Consider the following 16,058-nt stretch of genomic DNA (forward strand, 5'->3'; position numbering starts at 1 on the left):
TAAAAATAATAATCATTATTGTATAATATAAATAAATGATAATGTTAAATTATGATATTAATCTCTATATTAAATATTAATATCTATTAAAATATAATTCAAATATATATACATAATATAAATATTCAGACTGTATTCACTCCATCGCAAATGACAAAAATAGAGGGAGAGAGGGCCAGCATCGGTATCCACACGGACAAGCTCCTTGCCTATCTTGAGGATACCAATGTGTTCGCGTTTCTGGACAATTGGGGTCCATCGAAGGTTATCCACGTCTATGAGCCCGAAAGCGGAATGCAGGGCATACTGATAATAGACAATACCACCCAGGGTCCCGGCTGGGGAGGGGTGAGATTTGAGAAAGTCATTAAACCACGTGAGGTTTTCAACAGGGCCCGGAGTAACACATTGGCCTGTGCGCTCGCGGGCGTCCGTCTTGGCGGGGCGGCGGCGGGAATTCGTCTTCTTGAAGGAGGGGAAATTGACAAAAATCAGCTCGTGAGGGCATTTGCTCGAGGTGTATCGCCATGCGTTCCTGACTGTTACGTGGCCGCCCCAGACATCAATACGGGGCAGGCCGAGATGCGCGTTTTCGCAGAAGAAGTCGGGGACAGGCGTGGAGCAACTGGAAAGCCAGTGGAGATGGGTGGTATTCCTTACGAGCTGGGAGTAATGGGCCTCGGTGCAGGTGTGGCTCTTGAGAGCTTTCTCCAATTGAGTGGGGAAGGCAACAACCTCCCAGGGTCACTAGAGGGGGCTACGGTCGCTCTCCAGGGGTTTGAGTGCGTGGGTGCGGCCGTGGCGAGATATTGTGTGAATAAGGGAGCTAAGATAGTAGCTCTCTCAGATGACTGGGGAGCGATTTATGACCCTACCGGAATCGATCTTGGCAAGGCCCTGAAATTTTCTTGCGCAACGAGCGAAAGGCAGTCGCTGGCGCAGTACAAAGTTGGCCATAGAACTTCCCAGGAAGAGATATTGAAGATAGAATGCGACGCCCTCGTGCTCTGTGGGGGGAGGGGAATGGTGACCGAGGAAATCGCTCATATGATTCAGGCGAAGTGTATTGTGGAGGGTCCCGGCGCTCCGCTCACGCCTATTGCAGAGATGGTTCTCACAAGGAGGGGAGTTCCTGTCCTTCCTGACATTCTGACACTTTCCGCGGCGGCGATAGCTTCCTACTCGGAGCTTGAGAGGAAGAGCTGCGAGGAGGCCTTCTCTCTTATCGGGGCTCGGATAAAATCCGCCGTTAAGGAGATTGTCGAGAGCTCAAAAGAGCCTGGGGTTCCATTCCGGCGGGTTGCGAAAGAGTTGGCAAGGGAGAGGATATTGAGAGCGATGGAGGGAGGGAAATGACGGAGAGCATCCCCCAACTGCTCCATCCCCTCATACTTTCATGGAACCTCCGCAATCTGGTCGAGGCTCCTTCGAAGGTCTTTGCGGGCTCCTTTTGCATCGAAAGTGTTGAGGAAGGCGAGTACCCCATTCGAGCCCCTAGGAAGCTTCCCCTAGAACTCCCTTCTGCCGGCAGGAAGACACACATCGCCGGAAGAATGAGCTATGCTGCGGGCCTGGGGATGCCGGAACCCGTCTGGAGCGTCCACAGAACCATAAAGCTTCCGATGTATAGCTCGCCAGGTGGGGTGGGGCCTGAGGTTATGGAGTGTTTGGTGCGTCTCTGGCCATCTACTACCCTGCCAGAGGACATACCCTGCGTCGCCCTCGCCAGCCGGTGCTCTGGCCTCTACACGGACGGGCGCGAGGCCCAGAATGTTGCAGTTCTACTTGTCTGGAGCGACGGGGTTTGCAGAATCGTCACTCTGGACTGGAGCGAGGGCTCTCCAGAGGACTGCGTCACGCCCGAGTGGTGCATCCAGAGCAGTCCTTTAATGGGAATCTCCGCCGCCTCCCAGAGCATGGAGAGCATGCACTCAAATCTGTTGTGGAATAACCCGGAATTCTCCATCACTATCCTTCCGAATTTTCTCGGCGCTGGACTGCGCGGAGAAAGAGTTGAGTGTCCCCGCCGGCCCTGGAGGCGCGAGTGGATCTATAAAGACCCGGCCGTAGCGCGGGAGGACCTGCGGAAAGTCCTTTCGACGGTTCAGGCGCTCTTCAGAGTCGAATTCGCTGCTGGAGCCCCAAACGCCAATGCTGATTTTTATTTTGCTCAAGCCAGAAGAGCCGCTTCAGGAGGTGAGCTGAATGGGTAGCGAATCGGATGCCACTGCACAGGTGAAGAAGGTCTCAGTCAAAGATGAACTCGCTGGGGAGATGAAGGGCTGGAAGAACTTCGTCGACGGCGTGATTGATAGGTACCAAGGGGAGAGGAGATGGCTTATCAACATGCTTTTCGATATTCAGTCCGAGTTCCGATACCTCCCCCACTTCGCCCTGGAGCATCTGGCGAAGAGACTGGAGGTCTCTCTGAGTGAAATCTACGGAATAGCCACTTTCTACAAGGCATTTACCCTGAAGCCGAGAGGAAAGCACGTAGTCACAGTATGTCTCGGCACTGCCTGCCACGTTCGCAAATCGCTGGCGGTGCTGGAGGAGTTTCAGCGAGCTCTTGGAATAGAACCGGGAGAGACCACGAACGATGGCGAGTTCACGCTCGAGACCGTGAACTGCCTCGGCTGCTGCGCCAAGGGTCCGATAGTGGTCGTTGATGGGGAGTACCACGGCAACATGACGCCATCTAGGGTGAGATCGGTGTTGAAAGAGGTGATTAGAGGGGGTAGGGATGGTACTGAAAAATATAGGGGAGCTGGAGACACTCCAGCGCTCGCTTCGTAATGAACACAGCGAGAAGAAAAAGTGGGTGGCGGTGTGCGCCGGCACGGGATGCCTCGCCTCCGGCGCGGAGAGCGTGTTCGCCGCCTTTGAGAAAGAGCTGAAGGAGCGGGGGTTGAAGAAGACTCATGTGTCGATGGTCAAACCGACGGGGTGCCGCGGGTTCTGCGAGCGCGGGCCACATATTGTGATTTATCCTGAGGAAATCTCTTATCAAAAGGTCATGCCGCAGGACGTTCCTGAGATTGTAGAAAAGAGCGTTAAGAAGTCAGAGGTTATCGAGAGGCTTCTCTACACCGACCCTGTTACTGGCGAGAAGGTGGTTCGAGATACCGAGATACCGTTCTACAAGCTGCAGACGAGGCTCATCCTTGGAATGAACCCTACGCTGGACCCCTCGAGCATCCAAGACTATATTTCGCGCGGTGGCTACTCCGCTCTTGCAAAGGTCCTCAACAAAATGTCACCGGAGATGGTGATTGAGGAGATCAAGAGGTCCGGCTTGCGGGGGAGGGGTGGGGCGGGCTTCCCGACGGGTATCAAGTGGGAGACAACTCGTAGGGCGAGAGGCGGGCCGAAATACGTGGTCTGTAATGCGGACGAGGGTGATCCCGGAGCGTTTATGAACAGGAGTACGCTCGAGGGTAACCCTCACAGCGTCCTCGAGGGCATGGCGATCGGGGCCTACGCCATCGGGGCCTCTGAGGGAATCGTTTATGTGAGGAATGAATATCCTCTGGCAGTAAAGAATGTCGAGAATGCTGTTAGGCAGGCTCGCGAGTACGGGCTGCTGGGCAAGAACATACTCGGATCCAACTTCAGCTTCGATGTGAGTGTGGTCAGGGGTGCTGGGGCATTCGTGTGTGGCGAGGAAACTGCCCTGATAGCCTCCGTTGAAGGAAAGAAGGGGGTCCCGAGGCAGCGGCCCCCCTACCCCTCCGAGGAGGGTCTGTGGGGGAGGCCGACCAACATAAACAACGTCGAGACCTGGGCCAATGTGCCATTGATAATAAATAGGGGCGCCGACTGGTACTCGAAGCTTGGGACGCCGGGGAGCAAGGGGACGAAGGTCTTTGCGCTCGTGGGGAAGATAAACAACACGGGCCTCGTCGAGGTTCCAATGGGCACGACCCTATCAAAAATAATTTATGAAATCGGCGGCGGCCTCCCCGGGGGAAAGAAGCTGAAGGGCGTCCAGATCGGTGGGCCCTCGGGAGGAATAATACCCGCGGACAAGGTCAATGTTCCAATAGACTACGACTCCCTGAAGGAGCTCGGGGCGATGATGGGCTCAGGCGGGATGGTGGTGATGGACGAGGACACCTGTATGGTAGACATCGCCAAGTACTTCCTCAAGTTCCTTCTCGAAGAGTCGTGCGGAAAATGCACCACCTGTAGGGAAGGCATAGAGAGGATGCTGGAGCTCGTCACGAAGATTACGGAGGGGGAGGCCACCGAAGCCGACTTGAGCCTTCTCGAGGAGCTCGCGGGCATCGTCAGGGACACCACGATGTGCGGTCTGGGCAACACGGCCCCAAACCCGGTTCTCTCGACGCTCAGGTACTTTAGGGAGGAGTATCTCGCGCATATAAAAGAAAAGAAATGTCCGGCTGGTGTGTGCAAGGCCCTGATACGGTTCTCCATAGAGCCTGATAAGTGCACGGGCTGTGGCGCGTGTGCGAAGGCCTGCCCCCAGGGAGCGATATCGGGAGAGAAGAAGAAGCCCCACGCAATCTCACTGGAGAAATGTATCAAGTGCGGAATTTGCTACACGACATGCAAGTTCGGCGCGGTCAGGAGGGGGTGACGGAGTGGTCAGTCTCAGGATAAATGGACTGGACGTCGTGGCCGAGGAGGGGATGACGGTTCTTGAGGTCGCGAGGCTCTACGGCATCGACATCCCGACGCTGTGCTACGAAGAAGGCCTCTCTTCCTACGGCGGTTGCAGGCTCTGTCTTGTGGAGATAGGCTCCGGGAGGACCGCCAGACTGGTTACCGCCTGCACGTATCCGGCCCTCGAGGGCCTTGAGGTCAGGACGCGCTCCTGGAGGGTAACGGCCGCGAGGAAAATGGTGATTGAGCTCCTACTAGCTCGTTGCCCCTCGTCGAAGACCCTTCAGGACCTCGCGTCCCAATACGGTGTGACGCAGGTTAGATTCAAGCTCAAGAACGAGGACTGCATCCTCTGCGGCCTGTGTGTGAGGATTTGCAAAGAGCAGATGATGGCCGAGGCGATCGAATTTGCGGGGCGGGGCAGGGATATGAAGATAACTACGCCCTTCGATGCAAAGTCCGACGCCTGCCGGCGCTGCGGGGCCTGCATGTACATCTGCCCGGCGTGCATGGCGAGGTGCCAGGGCCCCGACGCGAAAGAGCCTGTCTGCAACGCCTGCCTGAACATGGAGCCAACGTGCCTGGAGCACTACGATGACGCTCAGTGTTTCATGAGCGAGTCGGCTTGTGGGACCTGTGTGCGAGAGAGGAAAAAGGAAGAGGTGGTAAAGAAGGAGGGATAAAGAATGTCTCTGTCTAAGGTGAATGCAACAGCGGCGACGCTGACTAAGAATAGGACCGAAGGGGCAATATCACGGCTGAGCGGGTTGTGCGCGACCTGCGTCGATGGCTGCATAGGAATGTGCGAGGTGGGCAAGTCGGCCTACCGGGGGCGCGAGGTGCTCTATCCCCAGCCCTTCGGAATTATAACTAGTGCATCCGAGAAAATCTATCCGGTGGACTATTCGCACTTCACTATCATGGGAACCACCGTGGGAGCAGTGGGGATAGAGGCCGACAGCAACAAGGCGATTTTCCCAAGTGTGAATCTTGAGAGAAGGATAGGGAGGGATAGGGGTATAAGGCTCCGCCTGCCCTTCATTGTTCCGGGCCTGGGCTCCACTTGGATAGCGAAGGCCAACTGGGAGGGTCTGGCGATCGGCTGCGCCCTCGCAGGCATCCCTCTGACAATCGGTGAGAATGTCTGCGGTATGGACCCGAAGGCTGAGATAAAGGACGGCAGAGTCGTCAGGTCCGAGGAGCTGGAGTGGAGGGTCAATCTCTACAGGAAGTGGCAGCAAGACGGCTATGGTGAAATCGTGGTCCAGGCGAATGTGGAGGACACGATGCTTGGGGTCCATGAGTATGCGATAAAGAAGCTCGGAGTTAGGTGCGTCGAGATGAAGTGGGGACAGGGAGCAAAGGACATTGGGGGTGAGGTGAAAATAAAGGATCTCAGGATGGCCCAGCTCCTGAAGAGCCGGGGCTACATCGTGCACCCCGACCCGATGGATCCGTCTGTGATAAAGGCTTTCGAGAGGGGCACATTTAAGGAATTCGAGAGACACTCGCGGGTGGGAATGGTCTCGAAAGAGGCTTTTTTAAAGAGGGTCGAGGAGCTCCGAAGCATGGGAGCTAAGTACATCTTTCTGAAGACGGGCGCCTACAGACCGGCGGACCTGGCTAGGGCGGTGAAGTTCTCGTCCCTTGCGGGAATTGATCTCCTAACAGTGGACGGCGCCGGCGGCGGGACGGGCATGAGCCCATGGAGAATGATGAACGAGTGGGGGGTACCTCCCGTCGAGCTTCACTCCCTTCTTTATAAATACTGTGAGCGTCTGGCTGGAGAGGGGAAGTACGTCCCGGACATTGCCGTGGCCGGAGGGTTCGCGTTCGAGGACCAGGTCTTCAAGGGCCTCGCCCTCTGTGCCCCCTATGCCAAGCTTGTAGGAATGGCCCGTGCCCCCCTCACGGCTGCGATGGTTGGAAAGACGCTAGGGCGTAAAATAAAGGAGGGTCAGGTGCCCGTGTATGTCAGACGCTTTGGGACCTCGCCGGAGGAGATTTTCGTCACGGCGCCGGAGCTGGCTGCCAGGCTTGGGGAGAGGTTCAAGGAGGTTCCGACGGGTGCGCTCGGCCTCTACACCTATCTCGAGAGGGTTGCGCAGGGTTTGCGCCAGCTGATGTGTGGGAGCCGCAAGTTCTCCTTGGACTATATCTCGCGGGACGATATCGCGGCTCTGACCAGGGAGGCGGCCGAAATCAGTGGAATCAGGTATGTGATGGACGCTGACCGGGAGGAGGCGGAGAGGATTTTAAAGGAATAAGGTTACCCCCTTATATCCAGTCCCTGCATATCCCCTCCCCTCCTCCCTTTTATTTCTTTTCTACTATATTATTAGCGGACGCCCCACTTCGGAGGGACAGCAATTGTTGCGATGCCCCAGCCCTTTTCGCCCTGTGGAATTTGTCCGGCGAAAAGTGCTGGCGGAAATTGCGGGGCAGCAATTGGTATGATGCCCCACGGGCCGGACAAATCCAGGAAGCCCATAAAAAGTGGTCCCGGCTGCCGGATTTGAACCAGCGACCTGAGGATGGCTGCGGGGCACCGGGCTTGCCCGGTCACCTACTACAGTCCCCCGCTCCACCAGTCTGAGCTAAGCCGGGGACAGCGTGCGTCTAGCACATGCTCAGAGTGGTGGTAAGCAGACGCCGGATATATATTATTGGCGGTCTGTAGAACCGCCTGTCTAAGCTAAGCCAAGGATAGCTTGGAGTTAGCCTCGGCTCAGCCGGTGGCAAGGTGGACGGCAGATATAAAGTTTAGGCGTCTCCCGGGCCGGGGCATCACTGCCCCGCCGCCCTCCCGCATTTAGGACAGAACCTAGCATCGGGAGCGAGCTGGGCACCGCAGCCCGCGCAGACACCACCCCCCATCTTTGTGCCACACTTGGGGCAGAAGAGGGCATCCACCGGGACCTGCGCACCACACTTGGCGCAAAGTTTCCCCGGTGGGGTCTGAGGCTTGCCACATTTCGGGCAGAAGCTGGCATCGGCAGGAATCTGCATGCCACAGGCGATGCAGGCCTTGAGGGCTATATTCTGTGCAGGAGCCACGGTTGCGACCGTAGAGGGAGGTTGCTGTCGCATCGCGTCCACCATCATATACCCCATCCCGAACCCCGCGCCCACTCCCACGCCCGCGCCCACCGCTCCTCCTGCTGCGCCGCCGGGCTGCTGGGCGGCGTCGCGCATCGCTTGCCCAGCCTGATACTGCATATAACTCGTTCCCAGAATGGTCATCGACGAGCGGGTGTCAACGGCCTTTTGGACCTCCTCGGGCATGTTGATGTAGAGCCCCGAGATCTTTTCTATGGACAGGCCATACAGCTCGAAGTGGTCCTTGCACCTCTCGAGCACAACCTGCTCTATCGTTGTGAGATTGGCGGCGAGGTCCGCCACCCCCATCCCCTTCTCCTTCATCTTGCCGAGCGAGTCATAAACCACAATCACCATCTGCTCCTTAGTCCTCTCCTCCACCTCCTGAGCGGTATGGGCGTTGAGCGCCCCCACGAACTGGTTGATGAAGTTGGCAGGGTCCTTGACTTTGTATCTGAACTCGCCGAACACACGTAGATTGACCATTCCGAACTCGGGGTCCCTGAACGGGTAGGGCTGTTTGCTACCGAACTTGGCGTCAAAAGCCCTCTTCTGCAGGTAATATACCTCCGCCCATTGCCTCACGCCGGAGAGGAAGTGAATCAGATTGCCAAGTATCGGGGCGTTCTGTGAGGTTAGCGCGTACCTGTCCGGCCTATCCAGATATGCCAGAGCTTTCCCGTCTCTATAAAAGACTGCTATTTCGTCTTCCCTGACAACGATGTTGTCGTTCAGTTTGACATTTCTGGGCAGTTTCCACATCACATTGTTCCTCTTGTTGGCGTCGTCCCAGATGAATGTTTCCGCGCCTATGAGAGTCATCTCACACCACCTCCGTGCCCGTTATCCTCCTAATTCTGGCCTTAAAAGTGTTCTCCAGCTCATCAATCCTGCTACGCAGGGTCTCTATCTCCGCTTTTATCTGCTGTGCTGAGCCCGAGGTAACAGCATTCCTCAAAGGAAGGACTCCTTGTTCTATTGAGAGGATATGGTTGACGAGGCTCAGGTCATACTCATAGAGCTGGTTCAGCTCCGGCTCCTCAATCCGAATCGTCGGCGAGATACCACTGTAGCCCCCCTCGGCATGCCTCAGCTGCCCCTCAACGCTCTTGAATCTATTGATGAGCTGGCCAAGGCTGTCCAGCTGCTGGGTCGCCATATTGTCCACAAGAGTTTTCCGGCACTTCTCCACCTCCGTCCTGGCCCTTCCCAACCTCTCCGCCATCTGAATTCGCAGGAGGTTGTCCGCCGCGCGGAGGTCTTCCCGTCGCCTATAACCAGCGTATCCCGGAATAACTGATTGAATCTTTTTTATAATGCCCCGGTCCTCCTCAACCCTCTCCCTCAGATCCGGCATGTCTCTCCCTCTTGTATGGTCATATAAATGTGCCTATTTATAAATATGCAATTTCCAGATAAATGATGAGTGTTGAGCGTGGGTGAGAGGTGGGTGTAAGCCAAGGCCTGTTGCCCCAATTCCCCAATAATTCTAAAATTGTACCATAAACAATCTATAAATAGAAGTAGTTATAAATAATCGTGCCAATGGCCAAAATCCTAGTTCTCTGCGTGGACAGGGACAACGACTTCGGCACCAAGGCCGGCATAGACAGTCCTATTATTGGCCGGAAGCAGAACCTCAGAGCAGCTGTGAAGCTTGCGCTAGCCGACCCAGAAGACTCTGACTCAAACTCTTTGTTTGCGGCAATCAAATTGTACGATGAGCTGAGAGCGGCTGGAAAGCAGGTCGAGCTGGCAACGGTCTGCGGCGACCCGAAGGTTGGCCGTAAATCCGACCACCTCGTGGCCCTCCAGCTCGGCGAAGTCATCAGCAAGCTCCAGCCGGACAGGGCAATCGTGGTTTCAGACGGCCCAGAGGACGAGTGGGTCCTCCCGATGCTCAAGTCGAAGCTGAAGGTCCACGAGGTCCGCCGAGTGGTGGTCAAGCAGAGCGAGAGAATAGAGAGCACCCTCTACATCATCCGGAAGGGGATGACAAAGGAGAACATCCAGATGAAGGTAATCGTGCCCTTCTCCCTTTTACTCATGGTGTGGGGGGCGTTTGCGATTACAGGCTTCTACACTCCTCAGAATCTCGCGCTCGGCTCCATAGGGTTTTTTATTGGCACCTTTTTCCTTCTCCAGGCCCTGCGCGTGCGGGACAGGGTGGAGGATACAATCAAGGAGCTTCGGGCAGGAATGCTTAGTGCCAAGCTCTCCATTTTCACCTCTCTCACGGCCTTTCTAATCATATTTATTGGCGCCGCCTATACCTACCGGATTACAGCAGCATCTGCCATTCCCACCGTGGATGAGGCTTTCCTCTTTTTTACGTCTGGCTTCATCTGGTGGATCATACCCGCCCACGTCGTAAAAGAGGGGGGGTATTTTGTCGACCAATACCTCAGATTGAAGAGAAGGAGATGGGAGAATGTCTACATGGCCCTTTCCGGTGTTGCCATGCTCTTTCTCTTCAATGCCGCCATCACATTAGTGCGCTTCTTTCTGGGGCACCTGCGGAACCGAACAGCGGACCAGGTGCTGCAGGAGGTAATGATTTATCTTATTGTGACTGTAACGATTGCTGTTCTGGGAGCGGTGCTCTATCGGTTCTCCCGTGAGAAGAGCCCGGGGGAAGCACCGGCCTAGAGGAAAAGCAAGAAACCCAAGGGTTATATAGCGCTCGCGAAATACTCACTCAAGGGATCATGGTCAATTCGTCTTGGATGGTCCTCGGCAGCTTTTTCGCCAGTCGGGAGCCATGCCGCCTGCCTGAGGGGGTGCTGCTTGCGGAGACTCTGCACAGGGTGGGAGAAATTCCCTGCTCCCTCAGCATCAGGGCCGGGCCGCATTTCGTCATCACCCCTGCGAGAAGGATTCCGGGCAGCCCCGAGGGGGCGGAGGCCGTCGAGGTGGCGGACTATGACCCCGTGCGCCACACGGCACTAGTCATCGGACTTGCGGAGCCGAGTCCGGACACGCCCATCCATTGGCTCAGCTATTGGACGGACGAACTAGTTGGTGCGGTTTCTTTCGTCTGGAGCCTCCGCCCACCCGAAGGGATCCCGTGCACCACTGAAAGCCATCCTCCGGGTTCGTTTAGGGAGGCCATGAGCGTAGTCAGGCTCGCCAGAGAGCACGGCAAGGTGGCCGGAATCAGAGGCCGGGGTGTTCTGATGATGGCTCGAAGCGCTGAGGAGCTGGTGAATCTGGTGGGAGAGCTAGCTCTCGAAACTCGGTTACTCAAGGGAGTAGGGAACGATGGAGCCCGGGACCGCCGATGTGGCCTTCAAAATAGGGAGGGAGGTTTGTGAAGGTCAGGATTGGCGGCAGGGCGAGGAACCTCCCCGCCCTCTGGTATGAGAAAAAGACTGTAAAATTCATGGACCAGAGGCTACTCCCACATAAATTGAAAATATACGAGGCACGGAGCGTGCGCTCTGTGGCGTTTGCTATAAGGGAGATGGTGGTGAGAGGCGCGCCCTCTATCGGCGCGGCGGCGGCCTATGGAATGGCACTAGCTTGGGAGACGGGTCAGGACCTTCAGAAGGCCGCGGCCACGCTCCGCGCCACAAGGCCCACGGCTCACGATCTGTTTTACGCCATTGAGCTGATGGAAAAAGCGGCAGCGGGTGGGGAGGATGTGAAGGAGGCGGCGATGGACTTCGTCAATAGTATTGTGAGCCAGTGCCACGAGATTGGCGTCCATGGGGCCCGGTTGATTCAGAGCGGGAGCAGGGTTCTCACCCATTGCAACGCCGGTGCGCTTGCGACGGTGGACTACGGCACCGCTCTGGCGCCCATTCGCGTCGCCCACCATAGCGGGAAAGAGCTCTTCGTGTTTGTTGACGAAACTAGACCGCGCCTGCAGGGTGCAAGGCTGACCTCATGGGAGCTGATGAACGAGGGCATCCCCCACGCGGTCATCGCCGACAACGCCGCGGGACACTTCATGGCCAGGAGGGAGGTTGACCTCGTCATAGTCGGAGCGGACAGAATCACCCTCTCCGGCGACTTTGCGAATAAGATCGGCACCTACGAGAAGGCGGTGGTGGCTAAAGAGAACGGAATTCCTTTCTATGTAGCGGCCCCGCTGAGCACATTCGACAGGACCGCCCGTGACGGCCGCGAAATACCGATAGAGGAGAGGTCTGAGGACGAGGTCCTAATGGTGGGGAGGACGCGGATCACACCCAGGGGAGCTCGGGCCCGCAATCCAGCATTCGACGTCACCCCAGCGAGATACGTCACCGCTTTCATTACCGACAAAGGGCTTCTGAGTCCCAGCAGGATAAGGGATGCCTTATGAGCCCATCAGGGCAGGGGAGGAGGTTCCGGGCCATTCTCTTCGACTTTTTCGGCACGCTCGCCACATCGGAAACCCAGGACGAGGCCCATCTTCGGCTGATGGAGTCGCTCGTCGAGAGATACCACCTGACGACGGAGCCCTCCATCCTTCTCAATGAGTTCAACAGCTTTCTGCGCGCTCCCCTCGGTCGGCGCTCGGTATGGACGCCGCACAGGGAGTTGGTCAGAAACGCCCTGAGCATGCTGGTTGGGGGTATCGGGGGCGGCACTGTCAGGATTGGTGAGGAGGACCGTGATTGGTTCTACAGTGAGTACCTCAACCACCACAAGGCCTTCGTCCGGCTCCATGACGGCGCGAGGGAGGTACTGGAGAGGGTCCGGGCTGAGGGGGCCTATATTGGCCTGCTTGCCGACGCGGATACGGCCTATATCGAGAAGCAGCTCGTCTGGCTCAACCTCTGCGGCCTCTTCGACTCTGTGACGACCGCAGAAGAGGTTGGTGCATCTAAACCGGACCCCCGGATTTTCAAGGTGGCGCTGGGGAAAGCAGGCTGCGGGGGGAACCGAGCGATTTTTATTGGAAGCGCTCCGGGGGAGGAGCTGGAGGTGGCTAGGAGCTTCGGAATGACCACAATTCTAGTGGACCACCGAATGAGCGCCACGGACCTCACCGGTGCCGACTTCGTTGCCAGCCACATGAGCAGGGTCGGCACAATTCTCATCGAGCTGCTTTATCAACCGATGGTTTGAGAGGCTGCCCCGCTGGGTCCCCCGCCCTCTCTTGAAATCGCTCCTGAGGAAGTGACAATTCTCAACTCTCCCCAGGTCCTCCCCATGCCGCCCGGAGCCTCTCAGGAATCTCTCTGAGCCTTACCCCTCTCTTTCTGGCCCAGAAGATGATGCCCCCGGCCGCCAGAATCAGAAATGCTCCGGCTGCCACCATCGCAGGGCCGTAATCTCTCTGAGGGTTGCTAGCCGCCCTAATGTAGTAGGTGTGCGAGACTTCCTGCGACTCGGTTAATCCGTCCGTGGCCCGGACCGTGATGGTGTGGCGGCCGCTCAGGCGGGATATGTCCCACCTGTAGCTCCATGCCTCCCTTCCCTCAGCCGTCCTCCACTTCCCCCCATCGATTCTTATCTGCACGGCCGTCACCTGACCCGCGTCGAAGGCGGTGCCGTAAACAATGACACTTCGATTTGAGGCGTCGAGGACACTCCCATCCGCAGGCGAGCTGATTTTCACATAGGGCGGGGTGTTTGGCAGGTTTCTGACATCAAAGAACGCCTTGAGGAAGTCGTCCCAGAATAGCTCCCGCGAGAAATCGAGGGTGTCGTATCTGAAGTCGTATTGTGTCCTTGGGGTTCCGGGGACAACCCCGCTGTCGCCACTTGGGAAATACATCGTGAGGCCGTGCCCGTCCGGGAAGCGGGGACCGTGCCTCTCAGCGATTCTAGCGAGCTCAATGCTCCTTTGAACACCGAGCAGGTTCTCCTTCAGGCCACTGTCGAGGAGGAGGCCCACAACCGGGCCCCCGGCTGGGCTCAGGAATTGCTCGCAGAAATCATAGACGTCGTAGAGGGGATAGTTTGTGATGTCCAAAAAGACCACATGGCCAGGGTCGTACCCTTGTGTCCTCGCCCGGACCTCGCGCAAGTATGCGTTATAGGTCATCGCTCGGAGTGCGAGCCTCATGCTCATCTGGTTGAAATGCTCGAACAGGGACTCGACCTTTTCCATGTCCCAGGCCGACATCGTGGCCTGAGGAGTATCCTCGGGATCCTCCTTGCCGTCAGTGTAGGAATCCACGTAATCGTCCACTATCTCGGCTGCGAGCTCTTCAGGAGTCATCGAGGGCCTCAAGGCGAGCGTGGGGAGAATCCAGTCATAGGGCCACCCGTCGTTTGGTTCCGTGGTACCAGAGAGAGCGGCGGCGCAACAGGTTCCCCTTAGAGCGTAGAGGACCTCAATACCGGACATGAGGCAAGCGTCGAATCCGACGAGGTCAATGTCTCTACCGAGGTGCTGCCTTAAGGCCCTCACGCATTCCGTTATGTTGGCCAGGTCGAGATAGTCGTCGTCCTTGTCGTCCCAGCATGCCCCGTACCAGCCACCACCGTGGTCCCAGAAAATTACACCGTACCTCTTCGCCGGGTAGTTGTCCACGGCCCATTTCGCGAAGGTGATGAATGTCGCGGGGTCGCCCATGTTGACCTCGCCGAGGTCGGCGAGTTCCCTCGAAGACACGGTCTCGGGGTCGCTGTCTCGAGTTACATAGAACCTCTTCGCGCCCGTCCAGTTGCCGTTCGTGGTGTCCTCGCCATCGGCCCTATCCATCTGAACGATGATGTTCAGCTCCGGCGTTGAGCCCACGGTCTCCATCTCGTTGAGGTCGTGAATGCCGGCACCCTCTAAGTTGTTGTCGGCGTCGAGGTAGACGAGTATGCTCCACTCCGCTAGGCGTGCGCCCGCCTCCCCTCTCGGCTGGTTTATCGGGGCAAGCAGCAGGAGCGCTAGAACCGTCAGGACAACGGTTCTGAAAGGGCTTAACATACGTCTCTACCCTCATTGTTACACGATATAGGTGGTAGATATGATTTTTGGTCTCCATGCACGACCGAGGTGCCCGCCCGCATCTCACATCCGCGGCTCGAGAGGCGGAGTATCAACCAGAGAATCTTTTTGTGAGGCGCCCCTAGAATGGTATTATTACACCCCCGGCCCATCTGCCTCGGGATGATTCCCCGGACCGCCACCCACGCACTATCGTCTCATCACCACCGCATCCCACATATAGACGCCCTCAGGGGTCTTGCGGTCCTCTTCATGCTCGAGGCCCATCTCGGGTTCTGGTGGCTGAAGGAATCGGAAATGGACCACCCTGCCGTCGTCCTAGGCAGTGCGCTCGGTGGAATGGCGGCCCCGATATTCTTCGTTACAGCTGGGACCGGCCTCTATTTATCCATGAGGAAAAAGCCCGCGGGTTTCCTCCGGCGGAGCCTCACGAGGGGCGGCCTACTTGTTGCAACCGGGGTAGTATTTACGGTCTTAGAGAACCACGTCTACGGCTTCTGGGGGTGGGGTGTCTTGCAGTGTATCGGTCTTTCCATCTTGATATGCGCTCCGCTCATGCTTTTAAATCCAACGAGGCGCGCCCTACTCTCCCTTTCTCTCCTGCTTATTGCCCCCGCCCTCCGTTTCTGGGCCGGTGTGCCGGTCAGACTCTTCTCTGACGAGATGTCGGCCGCGTCATCGCCTATGGAGTATATGAGAAACATGTTCCTGTCCGGTTTTTTCCCCCTCCTTCCGTGGGCGCCGGTGATGATGGCGGGGAGCGTGGCTGGGCAGCTCCTCTTCGGCCATGCAGGCAGTGTGCATAGAGGGCGGGTAGCCCCGGGGGTAGAGTGGAGAACGAACGGTGTGGCGATCGTTGTTCTGGCCTCCTTAGTCCTCACTGGCGCTGGAGTCATTCTGGTTGTGTGCGCCAGTCCCCTCGAGTTCTTCCCACCGTCTCTGTCGTTTTCCCTCCTCTCTCTTGGGATTGCCATCCTTGCATTGACGACCGCAACTTTATTCCCATTGCGGCAAGTCTCCCCTTCAGCCCCCGAGCCACAGACTAGCCTACATCCACCCATTCCAGCCCCCGCTCTCTCTTCCCCCCGCCTTTCGTCCCCTCCCTCGCATCCACCAACTGAAGAGCTACAGGCAGCGAGGGAAGAAATCGGGCCACAGAATGAGACGCTTTCCGAGCGGCCGGGCGCTGTGATAGTCCAGCCCGGTCCACTCGCGAGTCTGGGGCGCCTCTCGCTCACAATCTTCGTGATGCACCACTTCATCGGTTATGAGCTTTTTCGCGCCGCAGGCCTCCTCGGCTCTATGACGATGCCTATGAGTGTCTTTTTGATCTGCGTTTTTTGCGCGCTCTCGCTCGCTGCTGCCCTCGTCTGGTCCCGGATTGACTTCAGGTGGAGCCTAGAATGGCTTCTGGCCAGGCTCTCCGGATCAGGCACTGGGGCGAATTGAAGCT

14 protein-coding genes and 1 tRNA gene are annotated in these 16,058 nt (G+C 57.1%); 11 read left to right on the plus strand and 4 right to left on the minus strand.

Features of this window, described 5'->3' with window-relative positions; translation table 11 throughout:
- Window positions 1-150: 150 nt before the first annotated feature.
- Genes QW379_01020 through QW379_01045 form a run of 6 tightly spaced genes read left to right on the plus strand, consistent with a single transcriptional unit; the run spans window position 151 to window position 6,893 of the window.
- Entirely contained in the window at window positions 151-1,356 is a 1,206-nt protein-coding gene (locus QW379_01020) for a Glu/Leu/Phe/Val dehydrogenase dimerization domain-containing protein (GenBank protein ID MEM2868992.1), read from the plus strand.
- Entirely contained in the window at window positions 1,353-2,213 is an 861-nt protein-coding gene (locus QW379_01025) for a hypothetical protein (GenBank protein ID MEM2868993.1), read from the plus strand. Before QW379_01020 ends, QW379_01025 begins: the two co-directional genes overlap by 4 nt.
- Entirely contained in the window at window positions 2,206-2,796 is a 591-nt protein-coding gene (locus QW379_01030; protein MEM2868994.1) for an NAD(P)H-dependent oxidoreductase subunit E, read from the plus strand. The genes QW379_01025 and QW379_01030 overlap by 8 nt, the downstream gene beginning before the upstream one ends.
- Window positions 2,744-4,600: an NADH-quinone oxidoreductase subunit NuoF gene (gene nuoF, locus QW379_01035; GenBank protein MEM2868995.1), complete on the plus strand. Its 1,857-nt coding sequence runs from the start codon at window positions 2,744-2,746 to the stop codon at window positions 4,598-4,600. Before QW379_01030 ends, nuoF begins: the two co-directional genes overlap by 53 nt.
- A gap of 4 nt (window positions 4,601-4,604) precedes the next feature.
- A complete protein-coding gene (locus QW379_01040; protein MEM2868996.1) occupies window positions 4,605-5,309 on the plus strand; it encodes a 2Fe-2S iron-sulfur cluster-binding protein in 705 nt (234 codons plus the stop codon).
- Between the two features lie 3 nt (window positions 5,310-5,312).
- Window positions 5,313-6,893 (plus strand): FMN-binding glutamate synthase family protein, encoded by a 1,581-nt coding sequence (locus tag QW379_01045; GenBank protein ID MEM2868997.1) that lies wholly within the window; start codon window positions 5,313-5,315, stop codon window positions 6,891-6,893.
- A 230-nt stretch (window positions 6,894-7,123) separates the two neighbouring features.
- Here QW379_01045 and QW379_01050 read toward each other — a convergent pair.
- The 3 genes from QW379_01050 to QW379_01060 form a co-directional block, all read right to left on the minus strand.
- Window positions 7,124-7,233 (minus strand) — tRNA-Tyr (locus QW379_01050).
- A gap of 180 nt (window positions 7,234-7,413) precedes the next feature.
- The gene (locus tag QW379_01055; GenBank protein MEM2868998.1) at window positions 7,414-8,547 is read right to left on the minus strand and encodes an SPFH domain-containing protein; all 1,134 of its coding nucleotides are present in this window, start codon (window positions 8,545-8,547) and stop codon (window positions 7,414-7,416) included.
- Between the two features lies 1 nt (window position 8,548).
- Window positions 8,549-9,082 carry a hypothetical protein gene (locus QW379_01060; protein MEM2868999.1) on the minus strand — a complete coding sequence of 178 codons (534 nt, stop codon included), beginning with the start codon at window positions 9,080-9,082 and terminating at the stop codon, window positions 8,549-8,551.
- A gap of 188 nt (window positions 9,083-9,270) precedes the next feature.
- Here QW379_01060 and QW379_01065 point away from each other — a divergent pair, with 188 nt between their 5' ends.
- From QW379_01065 to QW379_01080, 4 genes are all read left to right on the plus strand, one after another.
- Window positions 9,271-10,374: a DUF373 family protein gene (locus QW379_01065; GenBank protein ID MEM2869000.1), complete on the plus strand. Its 1,104-nt coding sequence runs from the start codon at window positions 9,271-9,273 to the stop codon at window positions 10,372-10,374.
- A gap of 131 nt (window positions 10,375-10,505) precedes the next feature.
- The gene (locus tag QW379_01070) at window positions 10,506-11,039 is read left to right on the plus strand and encodes a hypothetical protein (GenBank protein MEM2869001.1); all 534 of its coding nucleotides are present in this window, start codon (window positions 10,506-10,508) and stop codon (window positions 11,037-11,039) included.
- On the plus strand, window positions 11,036-12,034 hold the full coding sequence (gene mtnA / locus QW379_01075; protein MEM2869002.1) for an S-methyl-5-thioribose-1-phosphate isomerase: 999 nt from the start codon (window positions 11,036-11,038) through the stop codon (window positions 12,032-12,034). Before QW379_01070 ends, mtnA begins: the two co-directional genes overlap by 4 nt.
- Window positions 12,031-12,783 carry an HAD family hydrolase gene (locus tag QW379_01080; GenBank protein MEM2869003.1) on the plus strand — a complete coding sequence of 251 codons (753 nt, stop codon included), beginning with the start codon at window positions 12,031-12,033 and terminating at the stop codon, window positions 12,781-12,783. The genes mtnA and QW379_01080 overlap by 4 nt, the downstream gene beginning before the upstream one ends.
- A gap of 61 nt (window positions 12,784-12,844) precedes the next feature.
- Here the strand turns inward: QW379_01080 and QW379_01085 are convergent, their stop codons facing one another.
- Window positions 12,845-14,584 carry a clostripain-related cysteine peptidase gene (locus tag QW379_01085; GenBank protein ID MEM2869004.1) on the minus strand — a complete coding sequence of 580 codons (1,740 nt, stop codon included), beginning with the start codon at window positions 14,582-14,584 and terminating at the stop codon, window positions 12,845-12,847.
- A 183-nt stretch (window positions 14,585-14,767) separates the two neighbouring features.
- Here QW379_01085 and QW379_01090 point away from each other — a divergent pair, with 183 nt between their 5' ends.
- The gene (locus QW379_01090; protein MEM2869005.1) at window positions 14,768-16,054 is read left to right on the plus strand and encodes a heparan-alpha-glucosaminide N-acetyltransferase domain-containing protein; all 1,287 of its coding nucleotides are present in this window, start codon (window positions 14,768-14,770) and stop codon (window positions 16,052-16,054) included.
- Window positions 16,055-16,058: the final 4 nt, after the last annotated feature.

It is taken from the genome of Thermoplasmata archaeon, assembly GCA_038851035.1.
Classification (GTDB): Archaea; Thermoplasmatota; DTKX01; order VGTL01; family VGTL01; genus JAWCLH01.

Coding starts and splice junctions, on each gene's coding strand:
- QW379_01030 (MEM2868994.1), top strand. CDS start 2,206: ATGGGTAGCGAATCGGATGCCACTGCACAGGTGAAGAAGGTCTCAGTC.
- nuoF (MEM2868995.1), top strand. CDS start 2,744: ATGGTACTGAAAAATATAGGGGAGCTGGAGACACTCCAGCGCTCGCTT.
- QW379_01020 (MEM2868992.1), top strand. CDS start 151: ATGACAAAAATAGAGGGAGAGAGGGCCAGCATCGGTATCCACACGGAC.
- QW379_01055 (MEM2868998.1), bottom strand. CDS start 8,547: ATGACTCTCATAGGCGCGGAAACATTCATCTGGGACGACGCCAACAAG.
- QW379_01080 (MEM2869003.1), top strand. CDS start 12,031: ATGAGCCCATCAGGGCAGGGGAGGAGGTTCCGGGCCATTCTCTTCGAC.
- QW379_01090 (MEM2869005.1), top strand. CDS start 14,768: ATGATTCCCCGGACCGCCACCCACGCACTATCGTCTCATCACCACCGC.
- QW379_01065 (MEM2869000.1), top strand. CDS start 9,271: ATGGCCAAAATCCTAGTTCTCTGCGTGGACAGGGACAACGACTTCGGC.
- QW379_01045 (MEM2868997.1), top strand. CDS start 5,313: ATGTCTCTGTCTAAGGTGAATGCAACAGCGGCGACGCTGACTAAGAAT.
- QW379_01085 (MEM2869004.1), bottom strand. CDS start 14,584: ATGTTAAGCCCTTTCAGAACCGTTGTCCTGACGGTTCTAGCGCTCCTG.
- QW379_01025 (MEM2868993.1), top strand. CDS start 1,353: ATGACGGAGAGCATCCCCCAACTGCTCCATCCCCTCATACTTTCATGG.
- QW379_01060 (MEM2868999.1), bottom strand. CDS start 9,082: ATGCCGGATCTGAGGGAGAGGGTTGAGGAGGACCGGGGCATTATAAAA.